The following is a 15,724-nucleotide window of genomic DNA, read 5'->3' as shown; positions in this document are numbered from 1 at the left end:
GGGGGGGGGGGAGCCCCCCGTCGCCGAGGCGCGGCGGCCCGGGCGGCCGCGCAGGGCGCGGGCCGCGGCCGCCGAGCGGGCCGCGGCGGAGGAGGCGGGCACGGGGCGTACGGCTTTCGCGCTGCCGCCCGCCGAGGCGGACCGGGCGCCGGGTGCGACGGGTGAGGCGACCGTTCTCGACGAGGCTGCCGCCGCTCTTCCGGAGGCGACGGCGCTTGCGGGGGCCGCGGCCGCGTATCCGCACGACGCCATCGATGCCCACCCGCACGACAACCTGGGTGCGCAGCCGCACGGTGCGGTGCACGCGGGCGAGTCGGCCACACCGGAGGTGCCGTCCGGGCACACGCCTCCGCAGCCGCATCCCGTCGACGCTCCCAGCGGACGGCGCCGGGCGCGCCCGGCGGTGGCGGAGAGTCTTCCCGTAGAGGAAGCGGTGACGGGCGACCCCGTACAGGAACAGGCTCCCCGCGAGCCCGCTCCCGCAGCGGAACCTGCCCTCGAGCAGGCACCGGCCCCCGTATCCGGAACGACCCCGGAAGACGAAGCACAGCCCTCCACCGGCCTGCCCTCCGAGCAGCGCCGCCCCGGCGCGGATCCGCAGCCGATGACGCCCGCGCCGGCGCGGGGCGCCCACCCGCTGCCGGCCCGGCCCGCCGCCGACGCCCACCCCCCCCCGGCCCTGCCCCCCGAGCCGCCCCCCCCGGGCGCGGACCCGCAGCCGATGGCGCCCGCGCGGGCGCGTGTCGCCCAGCCGCTGCCGGCCGAGACCGCCGCGGACGACAACTCCACGCAGGGACGCGGGTTCAGCGTGCGCACGCTCGGGCAGGGGGTGCCGTTCGCGCAGCACTTCGCCGAGCAGCAGCGCCGGCCCGGCCTTCCGCCGCTGCCGTCCGCGCGCTCGGGGCAGAGCCTCGGCGGGCAGTCGCCGGCCGGGTCCGGGCGGCGGCGCAAGCTGGGTACGCCGCCGGATCCGAAGCCCGCGCAGGAGTCCGTGCCGGACCCCCGGCGTGCGGACGCTTCCGTACAGCAGGAGACCCCCGCGCGTCAGCAGGAGGCCCCCGCGCCTCGGCAGGAAGCCGCCGCTCCCGCCGTATCGCAGCCTCTGCCGCCCGCGCAGCCGGACCGCAGCGAGGGCCGGGGACGGTCGTACGCCATAGACGCACCCGCCGACGGCGCCGAGGGGCCGCAGGCGCTCGACGGTCCGGGCGGTGCGGTCGAGGTGGCGAACCAGCCGCAGCCCCTGCCGCTCGACGACGAGTTGCCGCCCGAGCCGCTGGACAATCCGCGCCGGCTCCTGGTGTGGCCCGCGCCCGATGTCTCCACGCAGCAGGCGCTGAGCGACCGCGGCTACCGGCCCGTGATCGTGCACTCCCGTGAGGAGGTCGACGCGCAGATCGCGGCCTTCCCGGCCGCGCTGTTCGTCGACCCGCTGACCGGGCCGATCACACGGACCGCGCTGCAGGCGCTGCGTCAGGCCGCGGTGGCGGCCGAGGTGCCGGTCCTGGTGACGGCCGGGCTCGGGCAGGCCTCGCGGGAGGCGGCGTACGGCGCCGATCCCGCCGTACTGCTCAAGGCACTTGCCCCGCGCGACAGCGAGCAGCATCCGCCGCGGGTGCTCCTGATCGAGGAGCACGAGGAGATCGCGCTCGCCCTGACGGCCTCGCTCGAACGGCGCGGGATGCAGGTGGCGCGGGCCGCTTCGGATGCCGATGCGGTGACGCTCGCGACGCAGATGCGCCCGAATCTGGTGGTGATGGACCTCATGCAGGTACGTCGCCGGCGCGCCGGAATCGTCGACTGGCTGCGGGCGAACGGGCAGCTCAACCGCACCCCGCTCGTGGTCTACACGGCGGCCGTCGACCAGTCGGATCTGCCGAAGCTGGCGTCGGGGGAGACCGTGCTCTTCCTGGCGGAGCGGTCGACGAGTGTCGAGGTGCAGACGCGGATCGTGGATCTGCTGGCGAAGATCGGCACCAACTAGCCTGAGCGGTATACGACGTTGGGCCCGGCTTCCACGTGATGTTTCACGTGAAACCCGGGCCCGCGTCGTACGGCCAGGTGCTACACCAGGTCGACGATCCAGCCGCTACATCAGCTCGACGATCTCCAGGTCGCCCTCGGCGTACTGCTTGCGGATGACCTTCTTGTCGAACTTGCCGACGCTCGTCTTCGGCACCGCCTCCACGATCGACCACCGCTCCGGCAGCTGCCACTTGGCGATCTTCGTGGCCAGGAACTCCTTGAGCTGCGCGAAGTCCGTCGTCGCGCCTTCCTTCAACACCACGGTGGCGAGCGGCCGTTCGCCCCACTTCTTGTCGGGGACGGCGACGACCGCGGCCTCGGCGACCTCGGGGTGCGACATCAGGGCGTTCTCCAGGTCGACGGACGAGATCCACTCGCCGCCGGACTTGATGACGTCCTTCGCGCGGTCCGTCAGGGTCAGGAATCCGTCAGCGCTGATGACTCCGACGTCACCGGTCTTGAGCCAGCCGTCCTCGCTGAACTTGTCCTCCGGCTTGAAGTTCTCGCCCGCGGCGCCGCCGTAGTACGAGCCCGCGATCCAGGGGCCGCGCACCTCGAGCTCACCGGCCGACTTGCCGTCCCAGGGCAGCAGTTCGCCGGCCGGACCGACCAGGCGCGCCTCGACGCCCGCGGGGAAACGGCCCTGCGTGAGGCGGTACGCCATCTCCTCCTCCGTGCCGACCACATGGGCCGGCGGGCGGGCGATGGTGCCGAGCGGCGAGGTCTCCGTCATGCCCCACGCGTGGCAGACGGTGGCACCGAGCTTGTCGAAGGCCTCCATCAGGGCGGGCGGACAGGCCGAGCCGCCGATGGTCACCTGCTTCATACAGCTGATGTCACGGGGGTTCTGCTGGAGTTCGCCGAGCAGGCCCTGCCAGATGGTGGGGACGGCGGCGGCGTGCGTGGGCTGCTCGCGCTCGATCATCTCGGCGAGCGGGGCGGGCTGCAGGAAGCGGTCCGGCATCAGCATGTTCACGCCGGTCATGAAGACACCGTGCGGCAGTCCCCAGGCGTTGACGTGGAACTGGGGGACCACGATCAGGCTGGTGTCCCGGTCGGTGAGGCCCATCGACTGCGCCATGTTGACCTGCATCGAGTGCAGGTAGATGGAGCGGTGCGAGTAGACGACGCCCTTGGGGTCGCCGGTGGTGCCGGAGGTGTAGCACATGGCTGCGGCCTGGCGTTCGTCGATCTCCGGCCAGTCGTACGAGGTCGGCTTCCCGGCGAGCAGCTCCTCGTACTCGTGCACCTGGACGCTCGCCCCGTCGAGCAGCGAACGGTCGCCCGGGCCGCTGACGACGACGTGCTCGATGGGCGCCAGATGCGGCAGCAGCGGGGCGAGCAGGGGGAGCAGGGAGCCATTGACGAGGACGACGCGGTCGGCCGCGTGGTTCACGATCCACGCCAACTGCTCGGGGGGAAGCCGCAGGTTGAGCGTGTGCAGCACGGCGCCCATGGAGGGTATGGCGAAGTACGCCTCGACATGTTCGGCGTTGTTCCACATCAGGGTGGCCACGCGCTCGTCGTCACGGACCCCGAGGTCGTCGTGGAGGGCGTGGGCCAGCTGGGCGGTGCGAGCACCGATCTCGGCGAAGGAGCGGCGGTGCGGCTCGGCCTCGCCGGTCCAGGTCGTGACCTGGGACGTGCCGTGGATGGTCGACCCGTGCATGAGGAGACGGGTCACGGTCAGCGGTACGTCCTGCATCGTGCTCAGCACGGCGTCCTCCCGGTGGGCGCTACGGAGCAGTAGGGTTGCGCCGATTCTCACCGCATACCCACTGGTATGTCACTAGTAGCGGGGATGATCGATCAGCCGGGAAGGTTTCGCGTACCTGCGGCGGCACCGGTGACGGCACCTGCGAGATCACCGTACGGGCGTCAGCTCCGGGTCCTCGCGCAGTTTGCCGAGCGCCCGCGAGACCGCACTCTTGACCGTGCCGATCGAGACGCCGAGCACCTCGGCGGTCTGGGCCTCGCTGAGATCCTCGTAGTAGCGCAGGACGACCATGGAGCGCTGCCGGTCGGGCAGCTTCATGATCGCGCGCCACATCGCGTCCTTGAGCGCCTGCTGTTCGGCGGGGTCGGACACCGGCAACGGGTCGGGCTCGGGCAGCTCGTCGCAGGCGAACTCGTCGACCTTGCGCTTGCGCCACTGCGACGTACGGGTGTTGAGCAGGGCGCGGCGGACATAGCCGTCGAGGGCGCGATGGTCCTCGATGCGCTCCCAGGCGACATACGTCTTGGTCAGCGCGGTCTGCAGCAGATCCTCGGCGTCCGACGGGTTCGATGTCAGCGAGCGCGCCGTGCGCAGCAGCACCGGCTGGCGGGCCTGCACATACGAGGCGAAGCTCGGGTACGCGCGTGCGGCCTGCGTCGCGCCGGTGGCCTTCGCGGTGGACGACCGCGCGGAACCCCTCGCCGGCTGCGCCGTCCTGGTGGCCTTCACGGCTCCCAGTCCGGCGGGCTTCGATGCGCTGGTGCACACGGGTGTGGTCATGGCTCCACGCTAGAAGCGCCCCCTACCCCCGCGGATCGGCCGCAGGGCCTGAAGCCTTGTCCGCCTCAGGTTGTAGGACGGGGGCTACCTCCACCTCCTGAGGGTGGAGGGAGCGATGAGCGTCCCCTCGGGGTCATACCTGAGACAGAGGCGGTACGGCGCCGGGCGGGTGTCGAGGGTCCGCTGGGGGCGCTCGCCCGGGGCGGGGCGTGCTCCTCAGCGGAGGACGGCCACCGGTGCGTTCACCAGATTGCGGTCGACCTCCATCGCGTGGCCGCCGTGCTTCTCCTTCTTCGGGCCCCGGTACTGATGGATGCTCGCTCCGCGCCACGCCGTCGGGCTCACGCCGGGGATGGGGTGCGCGCGGGGCTTGCCGTTCCAGCGCGCGTACCACAGCGCCTGCGGCAGATCCCCGTATCCGGCCTTGCGGGCGCGCTCCATGTGCCAGATACCGGAGCTGAGGCTGGAGTAGAAGCCGGGCACATAGCCGTGCCCGCGGACCGCGCGGTTCCAGCCGCGCACGAAGGTCAGCGTGGGCTTGCGGCACTGCCACTTCGCCATCGAGTAGTTCTCGATGTCGAGGTAGAGCGCGCTGCCCCGCTTCATCCCGAACGCCTTGGCGCGGCGGACCGCGTCCAGCCCCTCCTTGCGGCCCTGGCCCCAGGCGTCGCGCCCGATCCTGACCTTCCTCTTGTGCGGCACCAGGACGCATGGCGACTGCGAGCCGACGTACACCGGGAGCACGCTCCAGCCCATCCGGTCGACCTCGTGCAGCCAGTTCGCCGTCAGGTGCGGCTGCTTCTGGCAGAAGCGGCCGCGTCCGCCGAAGTACACGGCCACACCGCGGAAGTTCGACTTCCGCCAGGCCGCCATGGTGCGCAGGGGCGGGGTCAGACAGGTGTCGAAGGCCCAGCCGCGGAAGACCTTGCCGCGCGCGGCACCGCGGTGCTCGGCCGTCGGCACCGCCGCGGAGGGTGCGGTGAGCGTGGTCAGGGCCACCAGGACCAGTAGTCCAATGATCAGCTTGGGAGTGCGCATGCACCGAGTGAAGGGCCGCACCGGTTGCCCCGCCCCGGGGACACGCCCCGGGACGGGAAAGGTTCAGCCGTCCGCCCCGGGGATCCGCCGTCCACCTCCGGGGATCCGCCGCCGTTCACCTCCGGGGATCCGTCGTCCACCTCCGTGGATCCACCGTCCACCTCCATGGATCAGCCGTCCGCGCCCAGGACCAGGCCCGAGGTCGGCACCCCGGTCCCCGCCGTCACCAGCACGTTCGACGCCCCGGGCAGCTGGTTCACCGAGGTGCCGCGCAGTTGGCGCACGCCCTCCGCGATCCCGTTCATCCCGTGCAGATACGCCTCGCCGAGCTGCCCGCCATGGGTGTTGACCGGCAGCCGTTCCTCGGCCATGAAGTCAGCCGCCTCACCCGGCTTGCAGAAGCCGAACTCCTCCAGCTGCATCAGCACGAACGGGGTGAAGTGGTCGTAGAGGATCCCGACGTCGATCTCCTCAGGACGCAGCCCGGACGTCCGCCACAACTGGCGTGCCACCACGCTCATTTCGGGCAGCCCGGTCAGGTCGTCCCGGTAGAAGCTGGTCATGGCCTCCTGTTTGCGGCCCGCTCCCTGCGCGGCCGCCGTGATCACGGCCGGCCTGTGCCTTAGCTCGCGGGCGCGCTCCACGCTGGTGACCACGATCGCCTGGCCGCCGTCTGTCTCCTGGCAGCAGTCGAGCAGCCGCAGCGGTTCGACGATCCAGCGGGACGCGGCATGGTCGGCCAGGGTGATCGGCTTCTCGTAGAAGTACGCGGCCGGGTTGTTCGCCGCGTACTTGCGGTCGGTGACGGCCACCTGCCCGAAGGCCTCCGGCGTCAGCCCGTACGTATGGAGGTAGCGCTGTGCCGCCATCGCCACCCAGGACGCGGGCGTGAGCAGTCCGAACGGCAGCGACCAGCCGAGTGCCGCGCCCTCCGCCGACGGCTCGCGCTGCTGGACCCCGGAGCCGAAGCGCCGGCCCGAACGTTCGTTGAACGCCCGGTAGCAGACCACGACTTCGGCCACCCCGCTCGCCACCGCGAGCGCCGCCTGCTGAACGGTCGCGCAGGCCGCTCCGCCGCCGTAGTGGATCCGCGAGAAGAAGGAGAGGTCGCCGATCCCGGCCGCCTGGGCGACGGTGATCTCCGGGTTGGTGTCCATGGTGAAGGTGACCATGCCGTCGACGTCGGCCGGTGTGAGTCCGGCGTCGTCGAGAGCGGCCCGTACGGCCTCGACGGCGAGCTTGAGCTCGCTGCGCCCGGAGTCCTTGGAGAACTCGGTCGCGCCGATCCCCGCGATCGCGGCCTTGCCGCCGAGGCTGTCCCGGTTGCGGACGCTCATGACGCCTCCCCGCCGTTGTCCGCGCCGATGTCCCGGCCGTTGTCCCGGCCGTTGTCCGCGCCGATGTCCCCGCCGATGGACACGGTGACCGTGCCGGTCACGTGCTTGCCGATGCCGTTGGCCCCGACCACCGCGACCTGCGCCGTGCCCTCCTCGGCGGAGACGGTGGTGACCTTGCCGGTCAACACCATGGTGTCTCCCGGGTAGTTGGGCGCACCGAGCCGTATCGCGACCTTGCGCAGCACGGCATACGGCCCGAAGTGGTCGGTGATGTAACGGCCGACCAGACCGTTGGTGGTGAGGATGTTCATGAAGATGTCGGGGGAGCCCTTGGTCCTCGCGAGCTCCGCGTCGTGGTGCACGTCCTGGTAGTCGCGCGAGGCGATGGCGCCCGCGACGATCAAGGTGCGGGTGATCGGCACTTCGAGCGCCGGCAGTTCATCACCCGGCGCCCATGTGCGTACGTCCGCTGCACTCATCGCGCACCCTCCCCCTTCCGTATGGCACTCATCGCGCACCCTCCCCCGCGGGCGCCGCGCCCGCGATCAACTCACCGAGCTCGGCGAGGACTTCCGCCCCGCACCCCAGATAGGCCGCGGTCTGCCGCCCCCACAGGAAGTGCCGGTGCACGGGGTGGTCCAGGTCCGCGCCCGTGCCGCCGTGCAGATGCTGTCCGGCGTGCACCACCCGCGTGCCGGCCTCGGCCGCCCACCAGGCCGCGGTCAGCGCGGCCTCCCGGTAGCCGAGCAGCTCGTCCCTGCGCCAGGCGGCCTCATAGGCGGTCACCTTGATCGCCTCGGTGTCCATGTACGCGTCGGCCGCCCGCAGCAGCACGGCCTGCTTGGCGGCGAGCGGTTTGCCGAACTGCTCGCGTACGGAGGTGTATTCGACCGCACGCGCCAGCGACCCCGCGCACACCCCGGCCTGCACCCCCGCGAAGGCGGTCCGCGCATCGGCGAGCACCCGCTCGTACGCGCCCTCCCCGCCGATCCGCTCGCCGGGCGTCCGGTCGAGCAGCAGCCGCCCGCCCGACCACGGCGCCGTCAGCTCGACCTCCTCCACCCGGGCGTCCGCGACCCGCACCATCCACAGGGTGTGGTCGGCGGCGGCGACCAGGACGTGGGTGGCATCGCGCAGCCACGGCACCCAGGCCACCTCGCCGGACAGCCGCGACGCCTCGGCCCGTACACCGGAACTCGCCGGGAGCGCCCCCGCCGCCACCGCCGAACCGTCCTCGAACCCCGGCAGCAGCCGCCCCCGCTGCTCATCCGTGCCGTGCGTGTCGACAGCCAGCAGCCCGTACACGCAGGTCGCCGCGAACGGCACCTGCGCCGTGGTCCGCCCCTGCTCCTCCAGGAGCAGTACGAGGCCGAGCAGCCCGATGTCCCGTACGGCGCCGATCAGCCCGGACGAGCCGAGCGCCTTCCACAACTCGGCGTCCGTGCCCGTCCCGTGCGCCGCGAGCCGTTCGGGCGTCGAGAGGTCGCCGAAGATCTGCGCGGCGAGTTCCCGCGCGGCCGTCTGCTCCTCCGTAGGCGTGAAGTCCATCAGGCCACGCTCCCCACGGCCGCGGAGGCTCCGACGGGCCGGAACACCGGCACCTCCAACTCCTCGTCGGTGCGCAGGAATTCCAGCCGTACGGCCATCCCTATCCGCACCTCGTCATGCGGCACCCCCACCACATTGCTGATCATCCGCACGCCCTCCGCAAGCTCGATCAGACCCACCGCGTACGGGGGGTCGAAGGCCGGGAACGGCGGGTGATGCATCACGACGTAACTGAAGACAGTGCCCTCCCCGCTCGCCTCGACGGTGTCCCACTCGGCGCCGCCGCAGGAGTTGCACCCGGGCAGCCAGGGGAAGCGCAGCACCGAGCACTCCGTGCAGCGCTGGATGAGCACCTTGTGCTCCTCGACGCCCTTCCAGAACCCTGCGTTGTCCCGGTTGATCACGGGACGCGGCCGCCGGGCGGGCTTGCCGTCCTCGGCCGCCGGCTTCGAAGAGCCAGAAGCAGAACCAGATGCAGGGCCAGACGCAGAACCAGATGCAGGGCCAGACGCAGAGCCTGCTGTCGAGGGCCTCTTGGCCGGCGCGAACTTGAGGATCCGGAACCGGTGGGTGCCCGCCAACTCCCCGTTCGCCCGCACGTCCATCCGCGTCGTCACGAAGTGGCCGGTCCCCAGCTTGGTCGTCTTCTGCTCCGAGACCGACTCGATCACGGCATCGAAGGTGATCTCGTCCCCGACCCTGATCGGCCGCAAGTACTCCTGCTCGCAGTCGGTCGCCACGACCGAGCTGAACCCGGCCTTGTCGAGCAGCCCGAACAGCTCGTCCTGCGCGGCCGACCGGCTCCGGTGCCCGCCGAGCCCGCCCATCGTCCAGGCCTGCAGCATCGTGGGCGGGGCGATGGCATCCGGACCCGTGTACGCCGGATTCGTATCGCCCATCGCCTCGCACCAGTGCCTGATCATCGGCTCGTTGACCAGGTCGCGCCCGACCCCGCCCTCGGCGGCGGGCAGACCCTCGTACGCCTTCAACTCCTCGTACAGGCCCTCGCTCACCGCTTCACCCTCCTCATGCCGAGCCGCATCGTGGCGACGATCTCCCGCTGCACCTCGCTCACCCCTCCCCCGAAGGTGTTGATCTGAGCCGCCCTGTTCATCCGCTCCAGCTCGCCGTCCCCGAACGCTCCCGGTGATCCGGCGCGGACGGTCCCCGCCTCCCCCGTAATTTCCTGGCACATTCGATACACCTCGACGGCCGATTCGGTTCCCACGAATTTCACGCCGGAGGCATCGCCGGGTGCCAGCGTCCCGGCTCCCACATCCCCCACCAGACGCCAGTTGAGCAGGCGCGTCGCCGCGAGCCTGGCATGCACTTCGGCAAGCCGGGACCGTACCCACGGCAGGTCAATCCGGCGCTCGCCCGTCACCGGATCGGGTGTACGGGCGGACCGCAGCGCCTCCGCGTAGAAGTCCTCGGCCTGCATCCCGATCGCGGCCAGAGCGACGCGTTCGTGGTTGAGCTGGTTGGTGATCAGCCCCCAGCCGCCGTTCTCCTCGCCGACGAGGTTGCCGGCCGGGACGCGGATGCCGTCGTAGTACGTGGCCGAGGTCGAGATGCCGCCCACGGTGTGGATCGGGGTCAGCGAGAAGCCGGGCGCGTCCGTGGGGACGAGGATGATCGATATGCCCTTGTGCTTGGGGGCATCGGGGTCGGTCCGGCAGGCGAGCCAGATCCAGTCGGCGTTCTGCGCGTTGGACGTGAAGATCTTCTGGCCGTCGATGACCCAGCTTCCCCCGCTCTCGGTTTCGCCCGAGTGGGAGGTGCCGCCACCGTCGCGCACGGCCTTGGTGCGCAGGGACGCGAGGTCGGTGCCGGCCGACGGCTCGCTGTAGCCGATCGCGAAGACGATCTCGCCGCTCAGGATGCGCGGCAGGAAGTAGTCCTTCTGTTCCTCGGTCCCGTACTTCATGAGGGTCGGTCCGACGGTGTTCAGCGTCACCATCGACACGGGGGCGCCCGCGCGGTACGCCTCGTCGAAGAACACGAACTGCTCGTCGGGGCCGCGCCCTTGACCCCCGTACTCCTCGGGCCAGCCGAGCCCGAGCCTGCCGTCCGCGCCGATCCGCCGGAGCAGCCGGCGCTGTTCGGCGGGGTCGCCGGCGAGCGCGGTGCGGTCGGGCGGCATCACGTCCCGGAAATACGCACGCAGCTCGGCGCGCAGCTCCTGCTGGCGCTCGGTTGGGGCGAGGTGCACGGCGGCGGCCTCCCTGACCTCGTACGAATGAAGGTTTCTGACTGTCCGTCAGATGCCTATCGGTGTCAAGGTGCAGAGAGCGTCCGGGCAGCCGGACAGGGGCACCGGGCCAGCCCGGAAGGGCGGGCCGGGGAACGCGCCGGCGCGGCGGCCCCTCGGAAAGGTGCCGCCGCGCGAGCCGTTCCCCCATCCCCCCTCGGGCCGGCCGAACCGGTCCCGGGGCCTACCAGAGCTCGGTGAAGTTCACCTCGATGTTCTCGTTGGACTGGTGGATCGCCGTGAAGCCCGATCCGTTCACCTGGGCCTGGTTGTTCTGGTTGGAGGCGCCGGCACCGGTCGCGACCTGCTGGTTGGTGCCGGAGTTGCCGTTGTTGTTCTTGCCCACACCGCTGCCGACGATGCTGGCCACGCTCGTGTTCGATCCGTCGTCCGCGAACCCGCCGTTGTCGGCCTGCGCGACCCCGGTGAACAGGGCGGCTGCGAGGGGCAGGGCGGCAGCGGCGGCGATGATGCGGGCGGTACGGATGCTTGCCATGTCAATTCCTCCATCGACCGGGCGGACCCGGCGGATCAGAACCGGCTGGGCCGGTAAGTGCGGCTTGTACCAGGGCAGTTGGCCGACCGCCTTGGCGATGTGCACGACGTCGCGAGATCAGAGTTGCCCAACGAACCCCGGCGAACCACCCCTGAACGGATCTTTCCCTCGCGAGTGTGAGGACATGTCGATAAACCTGCACGAATCGAAAGTTGCCGCAGGTCAGTGGCGTGCTGACGCCTCAGCGAGCACGCCTGCCGGGCGCCGCAAGGGAGGAAGCGTTCCGGCTCCTCACACCCCGGCGTCGCCGGACTCACCCGTACGAGGCAGGGATCCCCCCTTCCCTTCTTCGAACACTCGTACGAAAATGAACGCATGGCCACCTTCGACCGGCATGCCACGACCCTGGCCCTCGCCCACGCCCTGTCCGCCGCCGAACGCGGTCTCGCCGTGATCCCGCTCTCCCGCAGCAAGCTCCCCGCGCTGCGCTCCCCGCACCACGAGGACCCCGTGGACGCGCCCCAGTGCCACGGCGAATGCGGCCGCCCCGGGCACGGGGTCTACGACGCGAGCACCGACCCCTTCCGTATCCGCGAACTCTTCGCCGCCGCCCCCTGGTCCACGGGATACGGCATCGCGTGCGGGCTTCCGCCGCACCACCTGATCGGCATCGACCTCGACACGAAGGCGGACACGGACTCCTCGGCCCTCCTGCGCGAGCTGGCCTTACGCCATCTCTTCACGATCCCGCCGACCGTCGTCGTGATGACGCCCAGCGGCGGCCGCCACCTCTGGCTCTCGGGCCCGCCCGACATCGTCGTCCCCAACTCGGCCAGCCGCCTGGCCCCCGGTATCGACGTACGCGGCGCCGGCGGCTATCTCGTCGGCCCCGGCTCCCGCAGCGAACACGGTGTCTACAGCACCGCCCCCGGCACCGCCCACCTGGCGCCCGCTCCCTGCCCGCGCGCCCTGCTGCGCCTCCTCACACCCCCGCCGCGTACGAAGGCACCTCCCGCGGGCGGCTCGCACCAGGGCCGCGGACTGATCCAGTTCGTCCTCGGCGCACGGGTCGGACAGCGCAACACCCGCCTGTTCTGGGCGGCTTGCCGCGCGTACGAGAACGGCATCGGCGACGATCTGGCCCGCCATCTGACGGACGCGGCGGTCCGCACGGGGCTCACGGAACGCGAGGCACGGGCCACGATCGCCTCGGCGGCACGCCTCACCGCGGGCCGTGAGGCCTGAGCCGGACCCACCCCCTCGCCCCCTCACACGGCCGGTACGCTGTACTGGCTCCGCCCCTGGTGGCGCGGAGCGAGGTGGGTTGCCCGAGCGGCCTAAGGGAACGGTCTTGAAAACCGTCGTGGCGCAAGCCACCGTGGGTTCAAATCCCACACCCACCGCAGTGGTCCGCGGGGACTGGTTCAGAAGGGGTGTCGCCGAGCCGGCGGCGCCCCTTCTGCGTGCGTGCGTGCGTCGCGTCCGGAGGCCGGACGCTCGGGCGATCCGTGGGCCACGCGGGCGAGCAGGCGTTTGCGGTGGGGGCGGAGCGCGCATGGCTGAGGGGTTCGCTGAGGCACGACATCCCCTGGAGGACCGCACGTGAACCCCGTCGTCACTCGTATCGCGACCGTCGGCGCAGGACTGTTCCTGTGCGCCGTACCGGCACTGCCCGCCGCCGCGGGTCCGCTCCACCCCGGCCCGGCGGACGACCGGCAGCTGCCGCAGCTGACGGCCGAGGCGACCGTACGGACCGTCGCCGCCCAGGAGGAGTTCCGTATGCGCGGAACCGTCCCGACCCTGCCCGCAGGCACCGAAGTGACGCTGCAGCAGCGGCAGAAGAAGGGGTGGGTCAGCCTGCCGGCGACGGTGCGCACCAAGAACGACCTCACCTACAGCATGCGGGTCAAGCTCGGTATGAAGGGCCCCAACGAGCTGCGCGTCATCGCGTGCACCCGACCGGAGTCGGACGCCTACACGATGCTCGACACCTCGGTCTGCCACACCTCGGACCCGGTGGCGGTCACGGTGCGCTGACCGGGGACCTGCCGTACGCGGGCGCCGCTGACGGCGGCGGCGCCCGCGGGTATGGCATCGCATCCCGGCGGGCGCGGCCTCCCCCTTGCCGTCCGGGCCCTGGCCGCCCTCTGCCGCCATGCCCCTGAGGGTGGTAGGAACGTCATCGTCCCCGGACCGCGATCCCGCAGGGAGGCACCTCGATGACGTCGAAGCGCTACGAGCGGCTCGCGCGGATCCGCCGCCTGGACCCGGAGCGCGACGCCACGCAGATCTACCGGCTGATGGTCGCGTACGAGTTCCCGTGGGACGTCACCCGGGCCCTCGAACTCGCCCTGTACCGCACGTACGCCGTGCCGAGCATCGGCCGACTGCTCGCGGAGACAGCCGAGCTGACGGCCCGTTCGCAGAAACGGTACGACGACACCGCCCTCCTGCTCGACGCCGTGGTGGAGTTCGGCTTCGGATCCGACGAGGGCCGTACGGCCATCCGCCGGATCAACCGGATGCACCGCAGCTACGCCATCGCCGACGACGACATGCGCTATGTCCTGTCCACGTTCGTGGTGATGCCCAAACGCTGGATCGACGCCTACGGCTGGCGCCGGCTCTCGCAGCACGAGACGCTGGCCACGGTCGCCCACTACCGCACCCTCGGCCGGCACATGGGTATCCCCGATATCCCCGCCACCTACGAGGAGTTCGAGCACTGCCTGGACTCCTACGAGGCCGCCCACTTCGCCTGGGACGCCCGCTCGCGCGAGGTCTCCGACGCGACGCTCGCCCTGATGGCCTCCTGGTATCCGGCCCCGCTCGCACCCCTGTTGCGCACCGGCGTCCTCGCGCTCCTAGACGACCATCTGCTGAGCGCCTTCCGCTACCAGGCCCCGCCCGCCCTGACCCGCTCCCTGGTCCGGCGCGCGGTACGCCTGCGCGGCCGGGCGGTGCGGCTGCTCCCGCCGCGCGGGGCACCGCATTTCGCGCGCCAGAACCGCGAGATCAAGGGCTACCCGGACGGCTACCGCATCGAGGACCTGGGCACCTGGCCACGGCCGGGGCTGCGGGGGTGCCCCGTGCACAGCGAACGGACCGGACCCGCTCCGGCCCCGTGACACACCGAAGGCGGACGGCAGTGCAGCCGTCCGCCTTCATACGGAGTCGTACGGAGCCCGTCCGCCTTCGTACGGAGCCCGTACGGAGCCCGTCCGAGCCCGTACGGAGCCCGCGCGGACTCCGCGCGCGGGAAGGGGGAGGGTCAGTCCTCCTCGCCCTTGCTCCCGAGGACCACATCCACCGTGTGCTCCTTGCCGCCGCGCTCATACGTGAGCTTCACCGTGTCGCCCGGCTTGTGGGTCCAGATCTCGCTGATCAGGGTCGGACCGCTGTCGATCGGGCGGTCGTCGAGCTTGGTGATCAGGTCGCCCGGCTTGAGTCCCGCCTTGTCGGCGGGGCCGCCCGGCGTGACCGGGGCGGTGCCGCCCGCGCCCTTCTCCGTGATGCGCGCACCGCCGTCGCGGCTGGTCTCGTCGATGGTGACCGAGGCGCCGATCATCGGGTAGGTGGCCTTGCCGTTCTTGATCAGGTCCTGGGCGACGTTCTTCGCCGTGTTGACCGGGATCGCGAAGCCGAGACCGATCGAGCCGGCCTGCTGGCCGCCCATTCCGCTGCCGGCCGACTGGATCGCGGAGTTGATGCCGATGACCGCGCCGCGCGCGTCGAGCAGCGGACCGCCGGAGTTGCCCGGGTTGATCGAGGCGTCGGTCTGCAGCGCGCTCATGTACGAGCGGGCGGCGCTGGAGCCGTCACTGGAGGCGACCGGACGGTTCTTGGCGGAGACGATGCCCGTCGTCACGGTGTTGGAGAGACCGAACGGCGCACCGATCGCGATCGTCGAATCCCCGACCGCCACCTTGTCCGAGTCGCCGAGAGCCAGCGGCTTGAGCCCGGAGGCGTTCTTCAGCTTCAGTACGGCGACGTCATAGCCCTGCGCCCGGCCGATCACCTCGGCCTCGTACTTCTTGCCGTTGGAGAACGTCGCCGACAGCTTGCCGCCCTGCGCCGCCGTCGCCACCACGTGGTTGTTGGTGAGGATGTGGCCCTCGCGGTCGTAGACGAAGCCGGTGCCCGTGCCGCCTTCGCCTTCGCCGCCCTGCGCGTCGATGGTCACGACGCTCGGCAGCGCCTTGGCCGCGATGCCCGCGACCGAGCCCGGCTCGCGCTTGAGATCGGCCGGGGTGTCCGAGGCGGCGACGGTCGTGGAGTCCGTACCGCCGTCGTTGCGCTCGGCGGCCCAGTAGCCGATACCGCCGCCGACACCGCCCGCGACCAGCGCGGCGGCAAGCGCGGCCGCGACGAGGCCGCCCTTGCGGGACTTGGGGGAGGCGGGGGCCGGCTGATAGCTCGCGCCCCACTCCTGACCGCCACCGCCACCGCCGTTCGCGTACGCGGGCGTGGCGGGCGGCTGCGGCGGGGCCCCCCCCCCCCCCCGCCCGCCGGGGGGGGCCCCCGCGCGCCGCCGG

The 15,724-nt window shown here is 71.6% G+C and carries 14 protein-coding genes and 1 tRNA gene; 5 read left to right on the top strand and 10 right to left on the bottom strand.

The window, feature by feature from the left end; all coding sequences use genetic code 11:
* Positions 1-1,981: response regulator (locus JAO81_RS19030; RefSeq protein ID WP_374194314.1), on the top strand; the 1,981-nt coding region annotated here is incomplete at its 5' end.
* Positions 1,982-2,086: 105 nt separating this feature from the next.
* Here JAO81_RS19030 and JAO81_RS19025 read toward each other — a convergent pair.
* From JAO81_RS19025 to JAO81_RS18985, 9 genes are all read right to left on the bottom strand, one after another.
* Positions 2,087-3,739 (bottom strand): long-chain fatty acid--CoA ligase, encoded by a 1,653-nt coding sequence (locus JAO81_RS19025; RefSeq protein WP_199549065.1) that lies wholly within the window; start codon positions 3,737-3,739, stop codon positions 2,087-2,089.
* A gap of 147 nt (positions 3,740-3,886) precedes the next feature.
* The gene (locus JAO81_RS19020) at positions 3,887-4,519 is read right to left on the bottom strand and encodes a SigE family RNA polymerase sigma factor (RefSeq protein ID WP_199549064.1); all 633 of its coding nucleotides are present in this window, start codon (positions 4,517-4,519) and stop codon (positions 3,887-3,889) included.
* Between the two features lie 216 nt (positions 4,520-4,735).
* Positions 4,736-5,557, bottom strand: a complete 822-nt coding sequence (locus JAO81_RS19015) for a glycoside hydrolase domain-containing protein (RefSeq protein ID WP_199549063.1) — start codon at positions 5,555-5,557, stop codon at positions 4,736-4,738.
* Between the two features lie 170 nt (positions 5,558-5,727).
* Positions 5,728-6,894 (bottom strand): lipid-transfer protein, encoded by a 1,167-nt coding sequence (locus tag JAO81_RS19010; RefSeq protein WP_199549062.1) that lies wholly within the window; start codon positions 6,892-6,894, stop codon positions 5,728-5,730.
* Complete coding sequence (locus JAO81_RS19005; protein ID WP_199549061.1) at positions 6,891-7,373, bottom strand: MaoC family dehydratase; 483 nt, start codon at positions 7,371-7,373, stop codon at positions 6,891-6,893. Before JAO81_RS19005 ends, JAO81_RS19010 begins: the two co-directional genes overlap by 4 nt.
* Before the next feature lie 28 nt (positions 7,374-7,401).
* Entirely contained in the window at positions 7,402-8,442 is a 1,041-nt protein-coding gene (locus tag JAO81_RS19000; protein ID WP_199549060.1) for an acyl-CoA dehydrogenase family protein, read from the bottom strand.
* Complete coding sequence (locus JAO81_RS18995) at positions 8,442-9,455, bottom strand: bifunctional MaoC family dehydratase N-terminal/OB-fold nucleic acid binding domain-containing protein (RefSeq protein WP_199549059.1); 1,014 nt, start codon at positions 9,453-9,455, stop codon at positions 8,442-8,444. Before JAO81_RS18995 ends, JAO81_RS19000 begins: the two co-directional genes overlap by 1 nt.
* Positions 9,452-10,654, bottom strand: a complete 1,203-nt coding sequence (locus tag JAO81_RS18990) for an acyl-CoA dehydrogenase family protein (RefSeq protein WP_199549058.1) — start codon at positions 10,652-10,654, stop codon at positions 9,452-9,454. Before JAO81_RS18990 ends, JAO81_RS18995 begins: the two co-directional genes overlap by 4 nt.
* A gap of 223 nt (positions 10,655-10,877) precedes the next feature.
* Entirely contained in the window at positions 10,878-11,189 is a 312-nt protein-coding gene (locus JAO81_RS18985) for a hypothetical protein (RefSeq protein WP_165334406.1), read from the bottom strand.
* A 375-nt stretch (positions 11,190-11,564) separates the two neighbouring features.
* Here JAO81_RS18985 and JAO81_RS18980 point away from each other — a divergent pair, with 375 nt between their 5' ends.
* The 4 genes from JAO81_RS18980 (at position 11,565) to JAO81_RS18965 (ending at position 14,317) form a co-directional block, all read left to right on the top strand.
* Positions 11,565-12,434, top strand: a complete 870-nt coding sequence (locus JAO81_RS18980; RefSeq protein ID WP_199549057.1) for a bifunctional DNA primase/polymerase — start codon at positions 11,565-11,567, stop codon at positions 12,432-12,434.
* A gap of 73 nt (positions 12,435-12,507) precedes the next feature.
* Positions 12,508-12,592 (top strand) — tRNA-Ser (locus JAO81_RS18975).
* A 199-nt stretch (positions 12,593-12,791) separates the two neighbouring features.
* Positions 12,792-13,226 (top strand): hypothetical protein, encoded by a 435-nt coding sequence (locus JAO81_RS18970; RefSeq protein ID WP_165337200.1) that lies wholly within the window; start codon positions 12,792-12,794, stop codon positions 13,224-13,226.
* Positions 13,227-13,408: 182 nt separating this feature from the next.
* Positions 13,409-14,317, top strand: coding sequence for an oxygenase MpaB family protein (locus tag JAO81_RS18965; protein WP_199549056.1), 909 nt, complete (start codon positions 13,409-13,411; stop codon positions 14,315-14,317).
* Between the two features lie 143 nt (positions 14,318-14,460).
* On the opposite strand, the gene JAO81_RS18960 is transcribed toward JAO81_RS18965, so the two are convergent.
* A partial coding sequence (locus JAO81_RS18960; protein WP_233415576.1) for a S1C family serine protease occupies positions 14,461-15,724 on the bottom strand: 1,264 nt, incomplete at its 5' end.

It is taken from the genome of Streptomyces sp. N35 (assembly GCF_016464295.1).
Classification (GTDB): domain Bacteria; phylum Actinomycetota; class Actinomycetes; order Streptomycetales; family Streptomycetaceae; genus Streptomyces.
Note: the sequence above shows the minus strand (reverse complement) of the source record. Positions and strands in the feature narration are given on the sequence as shown.

Bases quoted from the DNA above. Each gene is read 5' to 3' on its own strand.
- JAO81_RS19020 (WP_199549064.1), bottom strand. From the start codon at position 4,519: ATGACCACACCCGTGTGCACCAGCGCATCGAAGCCCGCCGGACTGGGA.
- JAO81_RS19015 (WP_199549063.1), bottom strand. From the start codon at position 5,557: ATGCGCACTCCCAAGCTGATCATTGGACTACTGGTCCTGGTGGCCCTG.
- JAO81_RS19010 (WP_199549062.1), bottom strand. From the start codon at position 6,894: ATGAGCGTCCGCAACCGGGACAGCCTCGGCGGCAAGGCCGCGATCGCG.
- JAO81_RS19005 (WP_199549061.1), bottom strand. From the start codon at position 7,373: ATGAGTGCAGCGGACGTACGCACATGGGCGCCGGGTGATGAACTGCCG.
- JAO81_RS19000 (WP_199549060.1), bottom strand. From the start codon at position 8,442: ATGGACTTCACGCCTACGGAGGAGCAGACGGCCGCGCGGGAACTCGCC.
- JAO81_RS18985 (WP_165334406.1), bottom strand. From the start codon at position 11,189: ATGGCAAGCATCCGTACCGCCCGCATCATCGCCGCCGCTGCCGCCCTG.
- JAO81_RS18980 (WP_199549057.1), top strand. From the start codon at position 11,565: ATGGCCACCTTCGACCGGCATGCCACGACCCTGGCCCTCGCCCACGCC.
- JAO81_RS18965 (WP_199549056.1), top strand. From the start codon at position 13,409: ATGACGTCGAAGCGCTACGAGCGGCTCGCGCGGATCCGCCGCCTGGAC.